General features: G+C 42.3%; 24 protein-coding genes. 23 read left to right on the top strand and 1 reads right to left on the bottom strand.

Going from position 1 to position 23,262, the window contains the following annotated elements:
• Positions 1-15 precede the first annotated feature (15 nt).
• From JOC33_RS01565 to JOC33_RS01460, 22 genes are all read left to right on the top strand, one after another.
• A complete protein-coding gene (locus JOC33_RS01565; RefSeq protein ID WP_205090308.1) occupies positions 16-1,512 on the top strand; it encodes a flagellar hook-associated protein 2 in 1,497 nt (498 codons plus the stop codon).
• A 33-nt stretch (positions 1,513-1,545) separates the two neighbouring features.
• A complete protein-coding gene (gene fliS, locus JOC33_RS01560; RefSeq protein ID WP_205090307.1) occupies positions 1,546-1,935 on the top strand; it encodes a flagellar export chaperone FliS in 390 nt (129 codons plus the stop codon).
• Positions 1,936-2,289 (top strand): flagellar protein FliT, encoded by a 354-nt coding sequence (gene fliT / locus JOC33_RS01555; RefSeq protein ID WP_205090306.1) that lies wholly within the window; start codon positions 1,936-1,938, stop codon positions 2,287-2,289.
• 8 nt (positions 2,290-2,297) lie between these two features.
• Positions 2,298-2,669, top strand: a complete 372-nt coding sequence (locus JOC33_RS01550; protein ID WP_205090305.1) for a DUF8042 domain-containing protein — start codon at positions 2,298-2,300, stop codon at positions 2,667-2,669.
• A 232-nt stretch (positions 2,670-2,901) separates the two neighbouring features.
• Positions 2,902-3,456: a ribosome hibernation-promoting factor, HPF/YfiA family gene (gene hpf, locus JOC33_RS01545; protein WP_205090304.1), complete on the top strand. Its 555-nt coding sequence runs from the start codon at positions 2,902-2,904 to the stop codon at positions 3,454-3,456.
• A 175-nt stretch (positions 3,457-3,631) separates the two neighbouring features.
• A complete protein-coding gene (locus tag JOC33_RS01540) occupies positions 3,632-3,919 on the top strand; it encodes a hypothetical protein (RefSeq protein WP_205090300.1) in 288 nt (95 codons plus the stop codon).
• A gap of 247 nt (positions 3,920-4,166) precedes the next feature.
• The gene (gene secA, locus JOC33_RS01535) at positions 4,167-6,680 is read left to right on the top strand and encodes a preprotein translocase subunit SecA (protein ID WP_205090298.1); all 2,514 of its coding nucleotides are present in this window, start codon (positions 4,167-4,169) and stop codon (positions 6,678-6,680) included.
• Positions 6,681-6,769: 89 nt separating this feature from the next.
• A protein-coding gene (gene prfB / locus JOC33_RS01530; protein ID WP_205090296.1) for a peptide chain release factor 2 occupies positions 6,770-7,871 on the top strand; the annotation gives its coding sequence in 2 pieces (ribosomal slippage) (positions 6,770-6,841 and positions 6,843-7,871; 1,101 coding nt in all).
• 209 nt (positions 7,872-8,080) lie between these two features.
• The gene (locus JOC33_RS01525) at positions 8,081-8,359 is read left to right on the top strand and encodes a YhdT family protein (RefSeq protein WP_205090294.1); all 279 of its coding nucleotides are present in this window, start codon (positions 8,081-8,083) and stop codon (positions 8,357-8,359) included.
• Positions 8,356-9,789 (top strand): sodium/pantothenate symporter, encoded by a 1,434-nt coding sequence (panF, locus tag JOC33_RS01520; protein ID WP_205090292.1) that lies wholly within the window; start codon positions 8,356-8,358, stop codon positions 9,787-9,789. The genes JOC33_RS01525 and panF overlap by 4 nt, the downstream gene beginning before the upstream one ends.
• Before the next feature lie 72 nt (positions 9,790-9,861).
• Entirely contained in the window at positions 9,862-10,740 is an 879-nt protein-coding gene (gene galU, locus JOC33_RS01515) for a UTP--glucose-1-phosphate uridylyltransferase GalU (protein ID WP_205090291.1), read from the top strand.
• A gap of 182 nt (positions 10,741-10,922) precedes the next feature.
• Positions 10,923-11,789 (top strand): YitT family protein, encoded by an 867-nt coding sequence (locus JOC33_RS01510; protein ID WP_205091505.1) that lies wholly within the window; start codon positions 10,923-10,925, stop codon positions 11,787-11,789.
• 70 nt (positions 11,790-11,859) lie between these two features.
• Positions 11,860-12,222, top strand: a complete 363-nt coding sequence (cccB, locus tag JOC33_RS01505) for a cytochrome c551 (protein ID WP_205090290.1) — start codon at positions 11,860-11,862, stop codon at positions 12,220-12,222.
• 210 nt (positions 12,223-12,432) lie between these two features.
• Complete coding sequence (ftsE, locus tag JOC33_RS01500) at positions 12,433-13,119, top strand: cell division ATP-binding protein FtsE (protein WP_205090288.1); 687 nt, start codon at positions 12,433-12,435, stop codon at positions 13,117-13,119.
• A 195-nt stretch (positions 13,120-13,314) separates the two neighbouring features.
• Positions 13,315-14,829 carry a S41 family peptidase gene (locus tag JOC33_RS01495; RefSeq protein WP_205090287.1) on the top strand — a complete coding sequence of 505 codons (1,515 nt, stop codon included), beginning with the start codon at positions 13,315-13,317 and terminating at the stop codon, positions 14,827-14,829.
• An 88-nt stretch (positions 14,830-14,917) separates the two neighbouring features.
• Entirely contained in the window at positions 14,918-16,099 is a 1,182-nt protein-coding gene (locus JOC33_RS01490) for a PDZ domain-containing protein (RefSeq protein WP_205090284.1), read from the top strand.
• A gap of 52 nt (positions 16,100-16,151) precedes the next feature.
• Positions 16,152-16,991 (top strand): TetR/AcrR family transcriptional regulator, encoded by an 840-nt coding sequence (locus JOC33_RS01485; RefSeq protein WP_205090283.1) that lies wholly within the window; start codon positions 16,152-16,154, stop codon positions 16,989-16,991.
• A gap of 87 nt (positions 16,992-17,078) precedes the next feature.
• A complete protein-coding gene (locus tag JOC33_RS01480) occupies positions 17,079-17,771 on the top strand; it encodes a M23 family metallopeptidase (protein ID WP_205090281.1) in 693 nt (230 codons plus the stop codon).
• A 42-nt stretch (positions 17,772-17,813) separates the two neighbouring features.
• Positions 17,814-18,746, top strand: a complete 933-nt coding sequence (locus JOC33_RS01475; protein ID WP_239533993.1) for an alpha/beta hydrolase — start codon at positions 17,814-17,816, stop codon at positions 18,744-18,746.
• Positions 18,747-18,880: 134 nt separating this feature from the next.
• Positions 18,881-19,345 (top strand): GNAT family N-acetyltransferase, encoded by a 465-nt coding sequence (locus JOC33_RS01470; protein WP_205090279.1) that lies wholly within the window; start codon positions 18,881-18,883, stop codon positions 19,343-19,345.
• A 96-nt stretch (positions 19,346-19,441) separates the two neighbouring features.
• Positions 19,442-19,957 (top strand): hypothetical protein, encoded by a 516-nt coding sequence (locus JOC33_RS20220; RefSeq protein ID WP_239533937.1) that lies wholly within the window; start codon positions 19,442-19,444, stop codon positions 19,955-19,957.
• A gap of 606 nt (positions 19,958-20,563) precedes the next feature.
• A complete protein-coding gene (locus JOC33_RS01460) occupies positions 20,564-21,661 on the top strand; it encodes a D-alanyl-D-alanine carboxypeptidase family protein (protein WP_205090278.1) in 1,098 nt (365 codons plus the stop codon).
• 211 nt (positions 21,662-21,872) lie between these two features.
• Here JOC33_RS01460 and JOC33_RS01455 read toward each other — a convergent pair whose 3' ends face one another.
• The gene (locus tag JOC33_RS01455) at positions 21,873-22,202 is read right to left on the bottom strand and encodes a four-helix bundle copper-binding protein (protein WP_205090277.1); all 330 of its coding nucleotides are present in this window, start codon (positions 22,200-22,202) and stop codon (positions 21,873-21,875) included.
• A 108-nt stretch (positions 22,203-22,310) separates the two neighbouring features.
• Here JOC33_RS01455 and JOC33_RS01450 point away from each other — a divergent pair, with 108 nt between their 5' ends.
• Positions 22,311-23,231, top strand: coding sequence for an RluA family pseudouridine synthase (locus tag JOC33_RS01450; protein WP_205091504.1), 921 nt, complete (start codon positions 22,311-22,313; stop codon positions 23,229-23,231).
• Positions 23,232-23,262 lie beyond the last annotated feature (31 nt).

Raw genomic sequence — 23,262 nt, 5'->3', positions numbered from 1 at the left:
GGTGGTGCAAGGGAAATGCGTATAGGCGGATTAGCGTCGGGTATGGACATCGATAAGATAGTAAAAGATTTGATGTCTGCCGAACGGATACCACTCGACAAAATGGAACAAGACAAAATATGGCTTACCTGGCAGAGGGATGCCTATAGGGATGTTAATAAGCAACTTCTCGAACTTGATAATCTGACCCTCAATATGAAGCTTGAGAAAACATACAATACAAAAAGTACGACATCTACTCAGGCAGCTGCTGTGACAGCAACAGCAGCTGCCAGTGCTTCTGGTGGAAGCTACAGCGTCGAAGTAACACAATTGGCCAGCGTAGCGATTAATGTAAGCAGTAAAGTTACTGCAGCTGGTCAGAACTTCGATCCAGACAAAGCATTCAAGGATCAGACCGGTGTTTTGGCGAACCCCCTTGAAACTGGGGACTTTACTTTTTATACATGGAACAAAAATGGTGAACAGCTGACACATACTTTTTCAGTCAGTGATACAGATTCGCTGAATGATGTTTTACAAAGGATCACAGATGCAGATAACGGTGTCAGAGCTTTCTATGATTCCCAGGCAGATAAAGTGGTGCTTGAACGTACGGAAACAGGGGATTTCAATAAAGGTGGCCAGGAAATAAGCTTTGATGCAGCTTCTGCAGCTTTTTTCACTAACACACTCGGTATGGCCGAGACCTTGGAGGCAGGCGGCCAGAACGCAGTATTCAAGTATAATGGCGCCCTTACAATCGAATCTTACGAAAACAATTACACCTTGAATGATGTTACCTTCAATTTCCACAATACAACGGATGGCCAAGCAAAAATAAATGTGACGAATGACATTGATGCATCCGTTGAAAAAATCACGGAATTTGTTGCTAAATATAATGAAATTGTTGAAAAACTGAATGATCAGGTCAGCGAACGTCGCAACCGGGAATATCGCCCCCTTACTGATTTACAGAAAGAGGCTATGGAAGAACGTGAAATTGAGCTGTGGGAAGAAAAAGCGAAAAAGGGGATGCTCAGCGGTGATCCTATCATCCGTGGTGCTCTGTCAGAGATGCGAAGCAATTGGTACAACACCGTGGAAGGAGCAGGTACCTACAGTCATCTGTCAGAAATTGGTATAACCACCACTTCCAATTACCTGGATGGCGGAAAGCTGCTGATCGATGAAGATAAATTGCGTAAGGCTCTGCGTGAAAACCCGGAAGCTGTACATAGCTTATTTTCCAAGGAAGGGGAGGGTTCTCGGCAAGGAATCATCCGTAGACTAGAAGATACTATTGAACGTGCGGCTACTGCAATTGAAAACAAGGCTGGAAAAACTACCAGTGTTGATAACACGTTTGTTCTTGGTAGACAGCTGAAGAACATTAACCAGAGGATGGATGCGTTCGAGGATCGTCTTACTCAAATTGAAAACCGTTACTGGTCCCAGTTTACAGCGATGGAAAAAGCGATTCAAAGGATGAATTCCCAATCCAATTACTTGATGCAGCAATTCAGTTGAGTCGAGTCACTTAATCAGTAAGGAGTGATCACCATGTCAATTCAAGCTTATCAAAACAATTCAGTAGAAACCGCATCACCAGGTGAATTAACCCTAATGTTATATAACGGCTGCCTTAAGTTTATCAAACTGGCAAAAAAAGCGGTAGATAATGAGGATTTCGAGGCGAAGAACAGGAACATCCAAAAAGCTCAGAATATTATACGGGAGCTGATGATAACAATTGATCCAAACGCTTCTGTATCTCAGGAAATTCTCCCGATCTATGAATTTATCAATCATCGACTGATGGATGCTAATATCTACAATGATGCGAGGATGCTTGGCGAAGCGTTGGAGTTGGTAACAGAGTTCAGGGATACATGGAAAGAGGTCCTGAGGCAGACGCGTCAGCTGCAGCATGGACAGGGGGGCAATGCGTAAATGAGTGTATTGGAGGAGTTTTACGAGCTGACGATCCAGCTATACTCCAAACTGAATCAGAAAATCAACAGCAGCAATCGAACTCAGTTACTTGAAGATATAAACGGTGTGTTGAGTGAGAGAGAGGAAAGGATTTACTTGCTTACCCAGCCTGTAACTGATGTGGACAAAACCCGAATGAAAGAAATACTTACGTTGGAACCACGTATTCAGCAGCGTCTGAATTTTTTGTTTACTGAATTGAAAATGGAAATGAAAAATGTAAAAAAACAAAAGAGTTCAAATCAAAAATATACCAACCCTTATAAGAACGTTTCTGGCAGTGATGGTATGTTTTTAGATAAAAAGAAATAGGTGATTATTTGCCGGAATTGGAAGATACCCACCATCAAATACTGATGGAATATAATAAAGTATTAGATGTATTGTCAGAGGGTTTTGGTTATTTAGCAGAAAACATTTCTCAAGAAGCACCGCCGGAAGCTCAGAGGATTTTTTTAGATATTCTGCATGCATTTGAGCGACTAAGCAAATCCCATGAATACCTTACAGATCTGTTTGGGGGAGGAAATCTTCTTGACGATTTCAGGGAAATCATCCTTCTTTTATCGGAATGGTTTCACCGCCCAACTAATTCCGAAAAAAGAGAATTGCTGGTGAAGTCCGTTATACCTTGCTATGAAAATTGGAAAAACCGCGTCCAGCAAATTGTTCGTCCTTATATTATCCATTAGACCTGCGCTATTTTCAGCGCAGGTCTTTTAAATTTACATAGTTGTTCACAAATAGCACGTCCATGTTCTATAAATTAGGATAAACTAGAATTAAGCCCGGTTTACAGGTTATTCTGCATCATTCGGCATTTTTCGACACTAACTATTCGAAAAATTTCGAAAGTTTATGCAGGAATAGGCCAGGGTATGATAGAATAATAATCACATAAGGATGAAAGGAGGACACTTCTATATGAAATACAACATTCGTGGTGAAAATCTAGAAGTGACCGAGGCAATCAGTGATTACGTGGAGAAAAAGGTAGGAAAGCTTGAACGCTACTTTGATGAACCAGTAACTTCCGAGGTCCATGTGAATTTGAGTGTCTACAATGATGAGCAGGAAATTGAAGTAACCATCCCGATGAAAAACCTGTTACTTCGAGCTGAGGAGCGTCATACCGACCTCTACGCTGCCATCGACCTTGTGGTTGATAAACTAGAACGACAAATACGAAAGCATAAAACAAAGGTTAACCGCAAGTTCCGCCAGGAGGGTGCTCCAAAATATGTTTTTGCGGAACTGGAAAAAGAAGCGGCGCAGGAACAACAGCTTGAAGATGATAGTGATATAGAGATCGTAAGGCAGAAAAGCTTTGATCTGAAACCGATGGATTCTGAGGAAGCTGTGCTTCAGATGGATATGTTAGGACATAACTTTTACGTATATACAAACGCTGAAACAAATGAAACGAACGTCGTTTACCGTAGACGGGACGGCCGTTACGGTTTGATAGAGCCCAGCTGAATAAGTAATTCCCAGAGCGGCCTGACATAGGGCCGCTCTTTTTATATGACTGGGAAATATAAGATACAAGTACATAAAATTGAAAAAAATCCCGTTCTTAAAGAACGGAACCAAAAATAACGCAAAAAGTGCTGTTTTCATCTAAAAAAAGGTCTTTTTCGACAAGAAATGACAAATGTTTTTGAAGAACGGTCATTCGCCGAAACAGAATGCAGGTGGTATAACTATAAATGCCGACAATAATTCGTTACTAAAGGAGGCGTGTACACTGAATACTTATAGTGAAAGTTATGATGAACTATACCATAAGCTGAAACAGCAGGAGAAAACAATTGCTCAGCTTGTCGAAATTATTGCGGCTACTAACAAACGCGTCTATGATTTGGACCGGAGGCAGTTAGGATATGAGCATCGTTTACTGTTAAGAGAACGTACCGCTGCGTTTTCTAATAGCCGGTTGTAAAAACTTCCTCAAGGCGGCCCCGCTACACTTCCTCTATACGTCTCCAGAATGAGAGCACCCCATCCTCGGGATGCTCTCATTTCTGATTGGATTTCCACTATATCTATGGTGACTGTCTCACTATGTCAGCCCGTTGATGGTGTTGGGTGACCTTTGTTGTCATGCCGGTAATTTAAGTGTTATTATTAAATGTGGACTATACTATTTTCAACCGAGATATCACCAATTTAATAGAGGAGCGGTTGCAATGCTTGGAACACTTAAGAAAATATTTGGAGACGGCAACTCGCGTCAACTGACCCGGCTGCAGAAGAAAGCCGATGAAATTGAAGCGTTGGAGCCGGATATGGAAAAATTATCAGACGATGGTCTGCGAAATAAAACAACAGAATTCAGACAACGATTCCAGGACGGAGAAAGCCTGGATGATCTTCTTCCTGAAGCGTTCGCTGTAGTGCGGGAAGGGGCGAAGCGTGTCCTTGAAATGCGCCCCTTCAATGTCCAGTTACTAGGTGCAATTGCGCTTCACGAAGGTAATATTGCAGAAATGAAAACAGGGGAAGGTAAAACACTTGCTTCCACAATGCCTGCTTACCTGAACGCCTTGAATGGCAAAGGGGTTCACATCATCACAGTCAACGACTATCTTGCCAGTCGTGATGCTCGTGAAATGGGGGAACTATTCGAATTTCTGGGAATGACAGTAGGATTGAATCTGAACGGCATGACAAAAGACGAAAAGCGTGAAGCATATAACGCTGACATCACTTATGGTACCAACAATGAGTTTGGTTTCGATTATCTGCGTGACAACATGGTTCTTTATAAGGAACAAATGGTTCAACGCAACTTACCGTTCGCCATCATTGATGAAGTGGATTCCATCCTTATTGATGAGGCCCGTACTCCATTGATCATTTCCGGAACGGCCCAAAAGTCTGCTGACTTATACGTCAAGGCCAATGCATTCGTTCGCCTTCTGGCTCATGAAGAAGATTATTCGTATGATGAAAAAACAAAAGGCGTACAATTGACTGAGGAAGGCATTAACAAGGCAGAGCGCTACTTCTCCATTGATAACTTGTTCGATTTGTCTAATGTCTCTTTGATCCACCACATTAACCAGGCTCTGAAAGCTCACGCTGCGATGCAGCGGGATACTGATTATGTGGTAGATGAAGGGGAAGTGGTCATCGTGGACCAATTCACCGGACGTCTGATGAAGGGACGCCGTTATAGTGATGGTCTCCATCAGGCTATCGAAGCGAAAGAAGGACTGGAAATCCAAAATGAAAGTATGACTCTTGCTTCAATTACTTTCCAGAACTTTTTCCGTATGTATGAAAAGCTTTCCGGGATGACCGGTACCGCGAAAACGGAAGAAGAAGAATTCCTGAACATCTATAACATGCGGGTAATCGCTATACCGACGAATAAACCGATTGTCCGTGATGACAAAGCGGATTTGGTCTACAAATCAATGGAAGGTAAATTTCGTGCCGTCGTGGAAGAAATCAAAGAACGCTATGAGAAAGGGCAGCCGGTGCTAGTCGGAACGGTTGCGGTTGAAACCTCCGAGCTGATTTCCCGCTATTTGAAGAAAGCAGGAGTAAATCATAATGTCCTGAACGCGAAAAACCACTTTAGAGAAGCTGAAATCATTGAAAATGCCGGACAGAAAGGCGCTGTTACAATCGCTACAAATATGGCCGGGCGTGGTACAGACATCAAGCTTGGTGAAGGCGTGCGTGATCTTGGAGGACTGGCTGTTATCGGCACAGAGCGTCACGAATCCCGCAGGATTGATAACCAGCTCCGTGGACGTTCCGGTCGTCAGGGTGATCCGGGTATGTCCTTGTTCTATCTTTCGATGGAAGACGAGCTGATGCGCCGCTTTGGTTCAGATAACATGCGTACCATGATGGATCGTTTTGGTATGGATGACAGTCAGCCGATTGAAAGTAAGATGGTGTCCAGGGCTGTTGAATCAGCGCAAAAACGTGTAGAAGGTAATAACTTCGATGCCCGGAAAACTGTACTTTCCTATGACGATGTCCTTCGTCAGCAGCGTGAAGTAATCTACAAACAGCGTTACGAGGTACTCGATTCAGCGAATCTTCGGGAAATTATCGAGGAAATGATTCATTCGACTATTGAGCGGACTGTACAGGCTCATACAACAGATGAACTTGATGAGAATTGGGAATTAGATGCAATTGTTGATTATTGCAGGGCAAACCTTCTCAATGAAGACGATTTAAGTGTTGATGAATTGAAAGGGAAAGACCCTGAAGAGATGGTTGAGTTGATTGAAAAGAAAGTTAAAGCGAATTATGATGAAAAAGAAGAAGAGCTTGAAGAAGATCAAATGCGTGAATTCGAGCGTGTTATACTGCTTCGTACTGTTGACCAGAAGTGGATGGATCACATTGATCAGATGGACCAGCTGCGCCAGGGTATCCACCTGCGTGCTTATGGCCAGAATGATCCTTTGCGCGAATACCAAATGGAAGGCTTCAGCATGTTTGAGCAAATGGTCCAGAACATCGAGGAAGAAGTTTCTCGTTACGTCATGAAAGCTCAGGTGCGCAACAACCTTCAACGCCAGGAAGTGGCCCAGGGAGCAAAAGCAGTATCCGGCGGCCAGCAAAGCGAAGAGAAAAAGACAAGACAGCCGTATGTTAAGAAAGAGGATGTCGGAAGAAACGATCCTTGTCCTTGTGGCAGCGGTAAAAAATATAAGAATTGTCATGGCAGATAAGCATTTTACTTTTTTACAGGCACTCTCTCATGTAGAAGAGGGTGTCTTCCTTGTCCTATACATGAAACAAATTTAACGAGGTGATTATTATGGATATGGCGGAAATTCGGCATAAATTAGATAATATGGCTAAGCAATTAGCGGACTTCAGGGGGTCTCTTTGACGTCGATCATAAAAAGGCACGGATAGCAGAGCTTGAAGAGGAAATGACAGCCCCGGGGTTCTGGGACGATCAGAATAATGCCCAAAAAGTGATCAATGAAGTCAATGGTTTGAAGGATATGGTTCAGACCCTTGAAAAGCATGAAGAAACACATGAAAACTTAGAGGTCTCCTATGAACTTGTCAAAGAAGAAAACGACGCAGAGCTTGGTGCTGAACTTGAGGAAGAAGTGAAAAGACTTCGTCAGGGTCTGGACGAATTTGAGCTGAATCTATTGCTCAGTGAACCGTATGATAAAAATAATGCTATTCTTGAGCTTCACCCAGGTGCTGGGGGAACAGAATCCCAGGACTGGGCCAGTATGCTGCTAAGGATGTATACACGCTGGGCGGAGAGCAAAGGCTTCAAAGTGGAGACCATGGATTACCTCCCCGGGGATGAAGCTGGGGTGAAAAGCGTAACGCTGATGATTAAAGGCCATAACGCTTATGGTTATTTGAAAGCTGAAAAAGGAGTCCACCGCTTGGTCCGTATTTCCCCGTTTGATTCATCTGGGCGCAGACATACGTCTTTTGTGTCGTGTGAAGTCATGCCGGAGTTCGATGATGAAATAGAAATAGATATTAAAACGGAAGATTTGAAAATCGACACATACCGTTCAAGCGGTGCCGGTGGTCAGCACGTCAACACGACAGATTCTGCTGTCCGGATTACACATTTACCGACAAACACGGTTGTTACTTGCCAATCGGAACGATCCCAGATAAAAAACCGTGAACAGGCAATGAAAATGCTTAAAGCAAAGCTGTATCAATTGGAAATAGAACGCCAACAACAGGAGCTTGATGATATCCGCGGTGAGCAAAAGGAAATTGGTTGGGGAAGTCAAATTCGCTCCTATGTATTCCACCCATATTCCATGGTCAAGGATCATCGGACAAATCTGGATATCGGGAACACCCAGGCTGTCATGGATGGAGATATTAACCCATTTATTGATGCTTATCTACGTTCGCAAATGAAATAAAGGGTTTGCCGGGCCTCGCTCTATAATTGGGAGCGAGGCCTTTCTGTATGAAATAGATCCTCACCAAATTAGGTCGGATTTGACGCAGGTTTGAATAATAAAACAGCAATTACAAGCCTGAATATCATTTTTTAGATGCAAGAATAGTGAAGTATATATCCGTAACAATTACAATTAAGATAAGTACTACATAAAAGGAGGAGAGGCTGATGCTGCCAGATAACAAGGACTACCGTTTCCGGATAGCAAACAGAGAAGCATTGATCGGTGTCGGACTGGCTATTTTCAACTTCCTCTGGTGGTTCGGGTTCGCCTATGGAATGGGCTCGGAATCTCCACAAGAATATGAATATGTATTTGGATTGCCAGCATGGTTTTTTTACAGCTGTGTCCTCGGATTCGTTGTGATGGTCGTACTGGTTTGGATTGTTGTAAAGCTTTGGTTCGTTGAGGTTCCTTTTGATGAAGAGGGAGGGAATGACGAATGAATTGGACGGTCATGCTTCCTTTGATTATTTTTTTAATCCTGATTTTTATTACTGGGTATTGGGCAAGTAAATCGATGCGCGCTTCAGAGGAATCATTTTTATCAGAATACTTTCTTGGGGGACGACAACTGGGCGGTTTGATTCTCGCAATGACGATGATTGCTACATATGGAAGTGCCAGCAGCTTCATCGGGGGTCCTGGTGTAGCATATACGGAAGGGCTCGGCTGGGTGCTGCTTGCTATGTCACAGGTGGTAACCGGTTATTTCGTCCTGATGGTTTTGGGGAAAAAATTCTCCATCGTTGCGAGACGTTATAATGCGGTTACTCTGATCGACTTTTTAAAAGAACGGTATCAAAGTAAATGGGTGGTGTTAATCGCGGCATTCAGCATTATCATCTTCCTGTTTTCAGCTATGGCCGCCCAATGGGTTGGCGGTGCCAGAATGATTCAATCATTAACTGGATTAAGCTATACTTCCGCTTTATTCATTTTTGCAATATCTGTACTGATCTACGTCATCATTGGCGGCTTTCGCGCCGTTGCTTTGACGGATACTGTCCAGGGGATTGTTATGCTGTTCGGTACGTTGATTTTACTAATTGGTACAATTATTGCCGGGGGAGGAATCGGGAACATTATCGCTGATCTTCAGGCGGAAAATCCGAATCTCATAACTCCCTATGGGGCGGATGGCGATTTGACCGCTACTTATGTGTCATCATTCTGGATTTTGGTAGGGGTAGGAGTTGTTGGTCTGCCTCATATTACTGTCCGTGCAATGTCCTATAAAAATTCCCGTGCCATGCACAGAGCGCTGTTGATCGGTACGGTGGTAGTCGGTTTCATTATGCTGAACATGCATTTGATCGGTGTGTTTGCCCGGCCTATTCTCCCTGGGATCGATGTAGGGGATAAAGTGATGCCGCTTATCGCTCTCGAAGTCCTTCCTGCCTGGCTGGCGGGTGTCGTTTTAGCTGCACCAATGGCAGCCATCATGTCGACGGTCGATTCTTTGCTGTTGATTGTAAGCTCAGCTGTCGTAAAGGACATTTATTTAAATTATATCGATCCGGAAGCCACTATCAGTAAAGTAAGGATACTCAGTTTTACGACGACTGCAGTATTAGGGATATTCGTATTTCTCTCAGCTTTGAACCCGCCCGATTTGTTAATCTGGCTGAATTTATTTGCATTTGGCGGTCTGGAAGCGGCCTTCATATGGCCGGTGGTAATGGGGCTGTATTGGACAAAAGGCAATAAATATGGAGCATTTTCTTCCATGCTTGTCGGTATTCTTTCTTATATTATTTTCCACAATTATTATCCGAATGCTTTCGGAATGCATACCGTAGTTCTTCCAATCGTGCTCTCCTTAGCGGCATTTGTGGCCGGAAGCTTGTCTGCCAATGATAAGAAAGCTGCATGAAAACTGGTGAGTGACCGATTGTTTTGCTATATTTAAGCTAACATAAAAAGTTACATAGGGAGGCGGTGTAAGATGAAAGTAAAAAAAGCAATTATCCCGGCAGCAGGGCTTGGCACCCGTTTTCTTCCTGCTACGAAAGCGATGCCTAAGGAGATGCTGCCGATCGTAGATAAACCGACGATACAGTATATCGTTGAAGAAGCAGTGGAGTCTGGTATTGAGGATATCATCATCGTAACGGGCAAAGGCAAACGTGCGATAGAAGATCACTTCGATCATGCATTTGAACTGGAAGAAAGTCTATATAAAAGAGGGAAAATGGACCTGCTTGAAAAAGTCAAGGAGCCTTCCAAGGTCGATATCCACTATATTAGACAGAAGGAACCAAAAGGTCTCGGTCATGCAGTCTGGTGTGCGCGAAAGTTCATTAATGATGAACCATTTGCCGTTTTGCTAGGAGACGATATCGTAATGGGGGATACCCCTTGTCTCAAGCAGATGATCGATCAGTATGAACAGAAGAAATCGTCTATCATCGGTGTTAAACAAGTGCCAGATAACGAAACTAACCGCTATGGTATCATTGATCCTGAATCACAGGATGGCAGAAGCATCAAAGTTAAAAGTTTCATCGAAAAGCCACCACTTGGGGAAGCGCCGTCTAATCTTGCCATCATGGGACGTTATATTTTGACACCGCAGATACTTGAACTTCTGGAGGATCAGGAGAAAGGCGCCGGAGGAGAAATACAGTTGACTGATGCGATCGGACGCTTGAACACCTTTAAGCCGGTGTTTGCCTATGAATTTGAAGGGAAACGCTACGATGTCGGTGATCAGCTGGGCTTCATTAAAACGACTATTGAGATGGCATTAGCAAGGGAAGATATGCGTGAGGATGTCATTGAAATCCTGAATTGGATCATTGATGAAGAATCGTTAAGATTGTAAGTAAACCATTGGATGGGTAAAGCCTGTCCAATGGTATTTTACAATCATTCCTTTAACGTGTTAATACGTCATTTTGCTGGCGTTTACACCTTCCATGCCGAGTGTTATACTCCAATTTCGTGAGCTCGTTTTTTAAAAAACAACCAATGATTCAGACATAGATGGAGTGAATATCAATGATGATGGCTAAAAAATACCGAAGGCAGCCAATGTCGACAGCGACAAGAAATCTTATTGAATATGGACTGGTAATACTCGGTTCCTTTTTTGTAGCATTGGCATTTAATGTGTTTCTGCTCCCGAATAATATCGCATCGGGTGGTGTCGCTGGTATCAGCACGATTACGAAAGGTGTTTTTGGCTGGGAACCAGGGCTGGTACAAGGGCTGCTGAACGTTCCGTTATTCCTGATTGGTGTCATCATACTTGGGAAAAATTTTGGTCTAAAGTCCTTTGTGGGTACAATTCTGCTGCCATTTTTTGTTTACTTAACAAGTGGTCTCGATCCAGCGACTCCAAATCCACTCCTTGGAGCAATATTTGGCGGAATGGGAGTAGGGTTAGGCCTTGGCATTGTGTTTCGTGGACGTGCTTCCACGGGTGGTATCGATTTAGCAGCACAGGTGCTTCATAAGTATACTCACCTGCCATTAGGTGTTTCACTGGCATTGTTAGACGGGATGATCGTCATTACCTCCGCGTTTGTGTTCTCCGTGGAAGAAGGTCTCTACGCACTGATCGGCCTGTTTGCCACCAGCAGAACAATTGATTTTGTGCAGGTCGGCTTGAACACGTCGAAAAATGTAATGATTATTTCCGATTATGTAGAAGATATAAGGAAAGCGATTTTAAACGAAATAGACCGGGGAGTGACCGTCATGGAAGCTTCTGGCGGTTACACGGATCAGAGTCGTAAAATCATTATGTGTGTTGTTCAGCAGAATGAATTCACCAAATTGACAAAAAGCGTCAAAATGATCGATCCAGGGGCGTTCGTCGTTGCTATGAATGCGACAGAAGTCCTCGGTGAGGGTTTTAAAACTTCGTAACTTGGTTATAATATCCATGATAGGGGTTTGTGCTATCACAACAAATTACTTCGATTGGGGGAGTAACGGAATGAAGAAAACCTTAATGGCCATTTTATTTGGGTCTGCACTTGTACTCAGCGCCTGTGGCGGCGGTGGAGAGGAAGGCGGATCCGGAGGCAATGGCGGCGGTGACACCGGAGGAGATTCTGGCGGGACCAGTGGTGAAGTGGACGTAGCAGCAGCAGAAAAAGCATTCCAACAAAACTGCGCAAGCTGTCACGGTGCTGACCTTTCAGGTGGAGCTGGACCTTCCCTCCAAGAAGTTGGAGCGAAGTATTCTAAAGAAGAAATCCTGAACATCATTAAAAATGGTAAAGGCTCAATGCCTGCGGGACAAGCGACCGGAGAAGACGCTGAACTAATTGCCAGCTGGCTGGCTACGAAAAAGTAAGCATTTAGCGAAAAGATGAATACTTACCGAGGAAAGTCTGGCCAGAGGTCAGGCTTTTCGTATGTAAAAAAACGGATGAAAATGAAAAGAAACTGTAATAATTTTTTGCCGAAAAAACATGAAAATAGATGTTATAATGAAATAGACGTTTTGTGTTAATTTGGACGAACAACTAATGAAATACAACATTGTAAAATAAAGGTGATATATATGATCGAAATGAAATCTGTTTATAAAACATATTCCAATGGAGTAACAGCTCTGAATGGCGTAGATATACATATTGGACGAGGTGAATTTGTCTATATTGTCGGCCCAAGTGGTGCAGGTAAATCAACCTTCACCAGGCTGATGTTCCGAGAAGAGAAGCCGACAAAAGGGAAAGTCATCATCGATGATACCGATATCTCCAAGCTGAAAGAACGAAAAGTACCTAAATTGCGAAGAAAGATCGGGGTCGTTTATCAGGATTTCAAACTGCTCCCGAAACTGACAGTTTATGAAAATATTGCATTTGCGTTAGAAGTGATAGAAGAAAGCCCAAAAAATATCCGTAAGCGTGTCATGGATGTCCTTGATCAGGTACGCTTAAAAAACAAAGCCCGCTTTATTCCTGATGAATTATCAGGCGGCGAACAACAGCGTGTTTCCATTGCCAGGGCGCTTGTGAATCACCCGAAACTTTTGATTGCAGATGAACCGACAGGTAACCTGGACCCGGATACTTCCTGGGAGATCATGAATATTCTCGAGGAAATCAATGCAACCGGAACGACAGTCGTTATGGCGACCCACAGCCAGGATATCGTCAACAGTATGCGGAAGCGGGTCATAGCCATTGAAGATGGCATGGTAGCACGTGATGAGGAACGGGGAGAATATGGCTACACAATGTAAGACGGAGAAGGAAGCAGAATCTTGTCATAAAGTATCGAACTGTAAAATCAATTGAAAATTTTTCAATTTATAGTGGACATGCAGAGGGTATTTATGGCATAACATATATTAAAGGCATCGCACATTTCGGTGTGATGCCTTTTTATGCAACTTTAACGTACACCAGAGGATCTTACTTATAGAAGGGTGAATGCGATGAATTTAAAACCACGTTATGTCGCGATATTAATGGTTGTGGCGTTATTACTTGGAGCAGCAGGATCATACATCGGGATAAAAATAGCACAATCAGAATCTGCCAGTACGGATCAAGCAAGCCAGGAAAAAGTAGAAGGTTTCGCTGATTTAAGTGAAGCGGAGCAAAAAAGTCTGATAGAGAAGTTCGCGCAGAATAACAGTGGAAAAAGTGGAAGCGAAGATTTACAGAAAGTGGAACAGGCGTTTTCTACCATACAAGAAAATTATGTGGAAGAAATCGATAAAAAGAAATTAGTTGAGGGAGCTATCCAAGGTATGCTTGATACACTGGAAGACCCTTATAGTGTTTATATGGACAAGGAAACAATGGAGCAATTCAACCATACCATCGAATCTTCCTTTGAAGGGATCGGTGCAGAAGTCAGTATGGTTGAGGGGAAAGTAACGATTGTGTCCCCGATCAAGGGCTCCCCTGCAGAAAAAGCAGGATTAAAACCAAATGACCAGATTTTAAAAGTAGATGGGAAAAGTGTGGAAGGATTGGATCTTTATGAAACGGTTCTGAAGATTCGCGGCGAAAAAGGGTCCGAAGTAACCTTGCAGGTCAAGAGGCCAGGCGTTTCAGACCCGTTGACCATCGACATCGTACGTGATGAAATCCCACTTGAAACCGTACATGCCAGCATGAAAAAACAAGATGGTAAAAAAGCTGGAGTTATCGAAATTACTTCTTTTTCTGAAAACACTGCCAAGGAATTCAACAAGGCATTAAAAGATCTGGAAGAGAAAGGAATGGATGGGTTGATAATCGATGTCCGCGGTAATCCAGGGGGACTGTTTACCGACGTGCAGGAAATATTGAAAAACTTTATTCCAAAAGATAAGCCGCTTGTTCAGGTAGAGGACAGGAACGGAGAGAAGTCCCGTTATTACTCGGAGCTGGAAGAGAAAAAAGATTATCCAATCACCGTATTGATGAATGAAGGAAGTGCTTCGGCATCTGAAATACTGGCAGCAGCCATGAAGGAAGCCGGTGGTTATGAACTTGTTGGTGAAAAGACATTTGGGAAAGGAACAGTCCAGCAGGCCATACCGATGGGCGATGGAAGTACCATCAAACTGACCATCTACAAATGGCTGACCCCTGATGGTAACTGGATTCATGATAAGGGAATCGAACCGACAGTGAAGGTGAAGCAGCCTGCGTATTTCTATACGAACCCAGTGGAGGTCGAGGAAGTACTCAAGTATGATGATAATGACGAAAAAATTAAAAATATCCAGATCATGCTGAAAGGACTCGGTTATGATGTCGGGAGAACTGATGGTTACTTCGGGGAAGCCACCGTTTCAGCAGTAAAAGCTTTCCAAAAAGACCATAACCTGAAGGTGACCGGAGAAGTCGATCAGAAAACAGGCGGTAAACTTGAGGCACAAATCATCGAAGAAGTACGAAATGACGAAAATGACAAGCAAATGGAAAAAGCTCTGGAAGTTTTGTTCAGCCAATAATAGCAGGAATTCGACAAGTTATAAGCGAAATATATCCGTAGTCCTAGACTGCGGATTTTTTCGTTTCTATAAAGAGGAGGAGTTTTCATTGGGTGGCTGGCTTGAAATACTGTATGGTTTTGCCCGACTGCTTTTGCAGCCGTTATTTTATTGGTTCTTTATATATATCATTTTTATCTCTACCAGCAGGATCAGAAAAGAAAGAAAAATGTTTGGAACAAGGGCATTCGACATTTTTTCAGAATGGCAGGGCACGTGGAGAATCGGATTGATTGCAGGTATAGTCCTGTCCATTATTTCTGTCGGTTTGGGATTTGTTTTCCCTTATCCTTTGGTAATGGTGCTTACTGTAACTACCATTTTGCTATATCTCATGACGAAGCTTAACTGGTTATCTGCTGCTTACACATTTGGAACCAGCTGCCTTCTGATAATAATTATGGGGACAGTGGAGTTCACTTTCCTGCCACTGGACTGGAAAGAAATGGCCGAGTCAGTATCATTGACAGGAATTACCCTGGTGATGTCAGTATTACTGGTGGTTGAGGCACTTTGGCTAATACGGATGAAACAAAATAAAGCATTTCCTGAGATGGTCACCAGTTCACGCGGAAAGAGGGTCGGACAGCATCGTTTGAAGAGAATAGGGATGGTTCCCTGTTTTGTTCTGATTCCTGGAGGGGCAATTACTGCCTTTGCTCCGTGGTGGCCATTATTTGACCTTGGAGGGGGAAGCTATGGCCTTATGCTCGTACCCTTTCTTACTGGTTTTGACTGGAATGCTAAAGGACAGCCTCCAGAGTACGCTGCTAAATGGATTGGGAGCAGATTATTAGTATTGGCGCTTGCTGCAGGTGGGTTAGCGATAGGGTCTTATTGGCAGGAATGGCTAACGGCTGCATCTATAGTCCTGGCTGTTGCAGGCAGGGAATTTCTTAAATTGCTTTATCGTTCAAAAGCCAAAAAACGAACAATTTTTGTAGCAAATGATAGCGGCCTTCCCGTTATAGGCATTATCCCTGGAAGTCCGGCGGATAAAATCGGGCTTCTGGTCGGGGAACATATTGAACGCATTAACCAAATGAGAGTCACAAACGAAGAGGAATTTTATCATGCACTGCAAAAAAATCGTGCCTTATGCAAAATGGAAATCCGCGATGAGCAGGGAGAGCTTCGCTTTATACAGCGGTCCATGTATGAAGATGAACATTATGAACTAGGCATACTGTTTCCGAAATCTAGAATCAAAGGGGAAAAAGCAACAAATTAAAGGAGAATATTTCCTGTATAACGGTTATCTTTTGCTCCATTGTGAGTGGAGGATGATATTGCAGAAAGAGGGGCTTATATATAACAAGCTCCTTTTTTGCACTTACAGAATCTGCGAAAACAGATTGCAGATAAGAAGCATTAGTGTTCATTCAAAAGGGTTGTTCTTTCGTTGCAGCTTCAGGAATATAGTCATTGACCTGACAGGTAAATACGAGTATAATTATGTTTACCTATTAGGTAAATGTACGTTAGTAAAGGGGATTAACATGCTTTCAAAAATGGATAATCTGGATTCCTGCCGGAGAGATGCTATTTTAAATGCAGCATTAAAGGAGTTTGCAAAGAATGGTTTTGATGAAGCCTCAACAAACATAATGGCCAAAGAGGCTGGAATCTCTAAGGGGTTAATGTTCCACTATGTAAATAACAAAAAGGATCTCTTTCTCTACCTTTATGATTACTGTTCAGAAATGGTCAATAAAGAGTACCTTGAAGTCATGAACTTTGATGAAAAAGATACGATTGAAAGATTACGGCAATCCTATCTTCTCCAAATAGAGCTGATGCAAAAGCATCCTTGGATTTTTGAATTCATTAATATGACTGCCACTCCTATGTCAGAAGAAATCCAGAAAGAGTTGGAAAAAAGAGCTGGCAGGAAACAATCTTTATGCTATGAGTCAATGTTTGAGATAGCTGATGCAGATAGCTTTAAAGAAGGTCTGGACGTAAAAAGGTGCAGGCAGCTTATTTACTGGGCGAATATTGGTTTTACAAATCAAATACTGGAGGATATCAGAAATACAGAGCGTAAGGACTTGGATTATGACCATATTATTGCTGAACTGGATGGGCACCTTAAGGAACTCAGGAAAATCTTTTATAAATAGAATACGTGGCGGACGAATTTATATTAATTCCTTTTGTGGTTATGCAGTAAAGTTTAGGAACTAGATACCAAGCCCAGGAGTGGTCTTATGAAAGATTTTGAGGAACCAGTTATTGTCGAGCTCCCTTTAAGAGGGGAATGGATGACACCAAACACACCAGGAAAAAAAGTCCCCAGTCATGGTACGAATCTATTAGGAGAGAGGTATGCTTTTGATTTTGTACAGGTGGACCATAAGCGAAAAGGGAATCCATTTTATTACACAAGTACGTTGCGATACCTCTTCCTGGGTGTCCCACTGGATAAGACTTATGGATGGGGGAAAGAAGTACACGCCCCATGTGATGGGGAAATTATAGTTGCGGAAGACGGTTATCAGGAAAGATCAAGAGCTCATGTGGTTCCTGATTTTTTTATTAGGCTCAAAAATGCATATTCCTATCGTCCTTTCAAAGATGGCATCCAGGCGGTTGCTGGCAATTATATCGTTATGAAATGCCATAACGATATCTATGCCGGGTTGGCGCATTTGAAAAGAGGATCCATTACCGTTGCAGCTGGTCAACGTGTGAAAAGAGGAGCAGTATTAGGAGAAGTTGGTCACTCTGGTAATTCAACAGCACCGCACTTGCACTTCCAGCTGATGGACAGCAGTAATTTATTTTCCGCAAAAGGGCTCCCATGTGCTTTTGAGAGTTACGAAATATTTCGAGACGGGGAATGGGAAACCATCTATAAAGGAGTTCCCTCAGATAAGGATCGAATCAGGTTTCGGAGATGATTTGTCACTAGAGCATGAGAAGAATGGAGGTTTGCTATTTTGATGAAAAAAGCTGCACAAAAGCATAAAAGCGGTACACTATGGAACAATGGGGCACCGGTGGGAAGTCACTATAACGTAGAAGGAAGGGACTTATTGCTTGACTGTGCTGGATCGGGGAGTCCGGCAGTTGTATTTTTACCGGCAGCCGGCATGGTCGGACTGGATTATTTGAATCTCCATAATAAAATTAGTCAGCGTACCACATCCGTAATTTATGATCGAGCGGGTACAGGCTGGAGCGAACAGGTCAAGCTGCCGCGAAGTGCTCAGGAGGTCACGGATGAATTGCGCACTCTTTTGAATGCCGCTGGTGTAACTGCTCCCTATTTGTTCGTCGGTCACTCATTGGGCGGGTTATACGCACAACGGTATGCCCAGCGATTTCCGGATGAAGTAGCCGGGATGCTTCTGTTGGAACCGCCTCATGAAGATTTTCTCACCAATACCCCCAAGTTCAATAAACGATACCTGTTTCATCAGAGTGCTGTTATTCTTCGAGCCCTTTTTACTTACAAAAAATCTTTTCATAGACTATTCGAGAAGATGTTTGCCACCTGGCCAGCTTCTATTCGGAAACCATTGATTGAATATCATCTCCATACATTAACAAAAACGATGTTGGAAAGAAAAAACTTAAACAGCGAACTCTATGAGGAAATCCGTGAAGGAGGAGACCTGCCGGATATTCCGTTAACCGTGTTAACCGGGCTGGGAATCGATCCCTTCATGACCCCCATTACGAGTGAGTCCTTTCTCCGGGAAACACTTGATCCTTTTAACCAGGCTAAAAAAATCATCTATACCAAACTGGCAAACACCGTTCCCCGTGGGGAGAATCGTCTACTTCGGAAAGCTGGACATACCACAATTCACACAGATTGCCCAAATGAAGTGGCCGGTGAAATTTGGACCCTGCTCGATTGGAGCAACTGAATACTCAGAAAAGAGGCAATCCCTTTTGTTAAATGTTCGATAAATTTTAAAAAATATCATGAAAGATGTGGAGCGGTAATATAAAGTTGGAGTAATTAAAAGTTTTACTCTGATATTTTAAAAGGAGGGAGTTTATGGATGAAACAATAGTTAAGTTTAGAATAGCTACAGAGGAAGATTTGGATAAAATAGTGGAAATGCTGGCCGACGATGTATTAGGAAGTAAAAGAGAGAGGTATGAACAGCCCCTTCCAAAGAGTTACTTACAAGCATTTCATGCTATTACAGCTGATCCAAATAACGAATTAATAGTAGCATATAGAAATAATAATATAATTGGTGTTCAGCAACTAACATTTATCCCATACATAACACACCAGGGTGGATGGAGAGCAACAATTGAAGGAGTAAGAACAGCACCTTCTGCTCGTAATAGTGGTGTAGGAACCCATCTTATCCAGTGGGCAATTAAACGTGCAAAAGATCGTGGCTGCCATTTAATTCAACTGACAACTGATAAAGGGCGGCCGGATGCTTTGCGATTCTATGAACGCTTGGGGTTTAAAGCCACACACGAAGGCTTGAAGTTGAAACTTTAATTTTATTATCAGTACACAATCGTGCTCATTTGAATACTAGATAATCATACTTTCCATAAATGAGAGTTTAGCTATTAAGATAAAAGAACAGCCATTATGAGACAGGTGAAAGAAACTTGTAAGCAGGGAAATTTGATTGGGGAAGAGGATATGGAAACAAAGATAAAAAATATTATGTTAAGAAAATTTATAGCAACATTCGTTACTACTACGGTTTTTTCATTACTTTTATCATTACTTTACATAATACAAGACACAAATACTATCTATAATCAAGGGAATCGATTCGTTAGTTGGTTTTTCATCTATTTTGTTTATGTAGGTGCAATTATTTTAATCTATGGAAACCTGGTTGCTGCTGGAATAGAGTTCCTGCAAAGAAAATGGTTCAGGAATCAGCACTGGTTGTATATTTTAATACTTGGAGCTTTCGGTTTAGTAAATGGCGTTTTCTTTCAGGATATATTACTAGCGTATTGCGGGATGGCTGCTGCGATTCATTATGGAATTATTGATAGGTGGATGTACAAGAATATTTGGAAAAACAAAAGGATGAAGTTGTTTTTGGTAATCCCGATCGCTTTCTTAATAGCTATCTGGGGTTTTTTGTAAATAAGTTCTCCGACGATGCCTCCTTTTACAAAGGAAGATGCAGTTGATTTCGTAACAAACAATAAAGGTTTTGACATAGAATCTTTTCCTGAGGAAATCGGTAAGCGAACAAGCATCATTGAGGGTTATCAAGTAATAAGAGAAACTAGTGCAGAAGAAATAAATGATGAGGTTTATTTGGTAAGTTTTACCGAGCATTGGAGTAAGGGTTCAAAAAAGGGTTCTTGGACCAGATCCTATAAGGTTGGCAGAGGCAGTTTAACAGCAAAAGGGGGTATGGGGGAATTGCCCCCTTATTATGGAAATTTCCAATATTAAGGATCGGAGCTTAATAAGTAATGTAAAAGGCATCACTAGGAGAATTAGAGCGTAGCAAATATTTATATGTTCCTGTGGGCACGGCACGGTCCTGAAGTTTCCGGAAAAAGTGATCTGTGCTTTTGGGGAAAACTGACTTCCTTACCAATGAGTATAGAATTAATTTTATAATTCCTTGATCTATGCGGGTTCAGAGCTTTATTTCCATTATAAACCTTTTATTTTCATCAGATTATTCATATATAATCATATTGGTAAATAAACATCACCGTAAGGGGAATTACCAATATGAAAAAATATATTCTACTAATCATTGCAGCTATAACGGTATCTTTTTTTCCACAACAGATAAATGCGGAAGAAGATTCTCTTTCCCTTGATAGTGAAACCGCAATCCTTATTGACGCTAAAACCGGGAAGGTTTTATACGAAAAAGACAGCAGAAAAATTATGTATCCTGCAAGTATCACAAAAATCATCACAGGTATTATTGCTATTGAAAAAGGGAACTTGAATGAAATGGTAACAGTAAGCAGTAACGCAAGAAATGTATCTGGAACAACGGTTTACCTTTTGGAAGGTGAGCAAGTACCCTTGAAAAAATTGATACAGGGTATGATCATTAATTCCGGTAATGATGCCGCGGTCGCTATTGCAGAACATATTGCAGGCGACGTGGAGAGTTTCTCAGCAATGATGAATGATTTTGTTGTAAACAAGGTAGGGGTGACAAAATCCCACTTTGTAAATCCTCATGGACTGTTTAACATCAATCATTATACTACCGCATACGATATGGCGAAAATTGCTAAATATGCGATGAAAAATCAGATCTTTAAAGAGATTGCCAGCACGAAAACCCTGGAATGGAAAGGAAAGGGATGGGAAACGACCCTGATCAACCACAACAAAATGTTTTGGCGATACGAGGGAGTAACAGGCATCAAAAGTGGATGGGTAGGACAATCTGGATATACGCTGGTCACTTCTGCAGAAAGAAAAGGGACATCCTTGATTGCAGTGGTTTTGAATTCCCAAACTGCCGAACGCTCCTATTCCGATGCTGTTAAATTATTCAATTACGGATTTGAAAATTTTGAAACGAGCTTGATAGCAAAAGGTTCTACTTTCCAATCTGCTGGCAGACAATATACACTTCCAAAAGATTATCATTTTACAAAACCAAAGCATGCGACAATCACGAAAGAAGTGACCCGGAGTGGGGCACTTTTGCTAAAAGCTTATCCTGAAACTCTGGATAAAATAAAACTTATCCCCCTTGCTCAAGGGAGAACTCTTCCTAAGTCATTAAGCACAACTTATTCACAGTCTGTTCAGACGGATACTTACTTCCATTGGCTGGCTGATCTGTTTACTTCTCAATAAATAAAAGCTGTTCCAAATGTTATAGACCATTCTAAAAAGTGATTTTCTTTGACTTAAAGAAAATCACTTTTTCAATTGCCTCAAATGTTGGGAGCAGCTTTTTTTGCTGGTAAAAATAAGAATGGATGGTTGTGTGATTCCTTTATCTGTTAAAGCTTCATAACAAAATGTAACTTAACCCGGGTGAATAGTAACTTCTTTCCCCTGTCTGTTAAGATATCAGCTTTTCACATTCGTCTGCGCATTTTCGGCATGCTTCCGCACATTTCTGGCAGTGATCGTGGTCATGTTTGGCGCATTCTTCTCCACAATCGCGGCATGCCTTTGCACATAATCGGGCAAGCTCCTGTACAAATGGGGTATCTCTCGAAAGGGATTGTTCAAAGAAAGCACAAATATCAGCACATTCTCGATCTAGACGAATGCATTCAGCCATCATTTTTACATTGTCTTCCTGCAGGCATGATGTATAACAGTGGTTGCACGCTTCCATACATTCATGTAAAGTTTCGATTACACTAGCGTATTTTTCGTGACTCATCAAAACATACCTCCTCATGTTTTATATAGTTTAGGTAACCGCAGTAAGGATAGGTTAAACTATTTCTGATGAATGAGGGAGAATATAACCATGAAAGAAGGTGACCGGATGGCTGTAACGAATGAAGAAGAATGGTTTGAGTGGAGAGTTCCAGAGGAATGGAGTGGTCAAACGGTAGAAAAGGTTTTGAAAACAGTCTGGAAAATCCCAAAAAAACTCCTGCATGAACTTCGAATGAATAAGGATGTGGAAGTGAATGGAGAACAGGTGCGATGGTCATTGGAATTACAGGAGAATGACCGGTTACTGATCCGGCTATTTCAGGAAGAGGACTATGGTGTCAGCCTCTCACCAATGGATATCGAAGTCCTCTATGAAGACTCTCATCTCATTGTCGTCAATAAACCTGCCGGAGTAGATACACATCCGAATGAGCCTGGCCAGGAGGGTACGCTTGCTAACGGCATCGCGTATCATTACCAACAAAGAGGACTTAAGGCTAAGGTAAGGCATATCCACCGCTTGGACAGGGAAACTTCAGGCGCAGTAATTTTTGCTAAACACCCGCTTGCTGTCCACTTACTCGATCGAGAATTGGAAGCTCGTTCTATAAAAAGGACTTACCTTGCACAGGTCCATGGGAAGCTGGAAAAGCCTTCCGGTATAATCGATCAGCCTATCGGGAAAGATCGTCACCACTCCAAACGACGGAGAGTGTCTCCCCGCGGTCAACAAGCGACAACCGAATATGAAGTGCTTCGATATGTCGCTTCAGAAGATGTCAGTTTAGTAAAATTACAATTGCAAACGGGGAGAACCCATCAAATCAGAGTCCATATGAGCTATCTGAATCATCCCGTTGTAGGGGATGAACTGTATGGGAGCAAAACAATTCTTCCAAGACATGCTCTTCATGCAGCAATAATTAGATTTGAACACCCATTCACTGGAGAAGAAGTTTTCTGTAAAGCGACTGCTCGAGGGTTACCAGCTATATTTCAAGAGGAAATGAAAAAAATTAAGCCATAGGATGGTTTACTATAGTGCTTTTACTAGAGGT

Origin of the sequence: Thalassobacillus pellis (assembly GCF_016908295.1) — a bacterium.
Taxonomy (GTDB): domain Bacteria; phylum Bacillota; class Bacilli; order Bacillales; family Halobacillaceae; genus Thalassobacillus; species Thalassobacillus pellis.
This window is presented reverse-complemented; position numbering and strand designations above follow the sequence as displayed.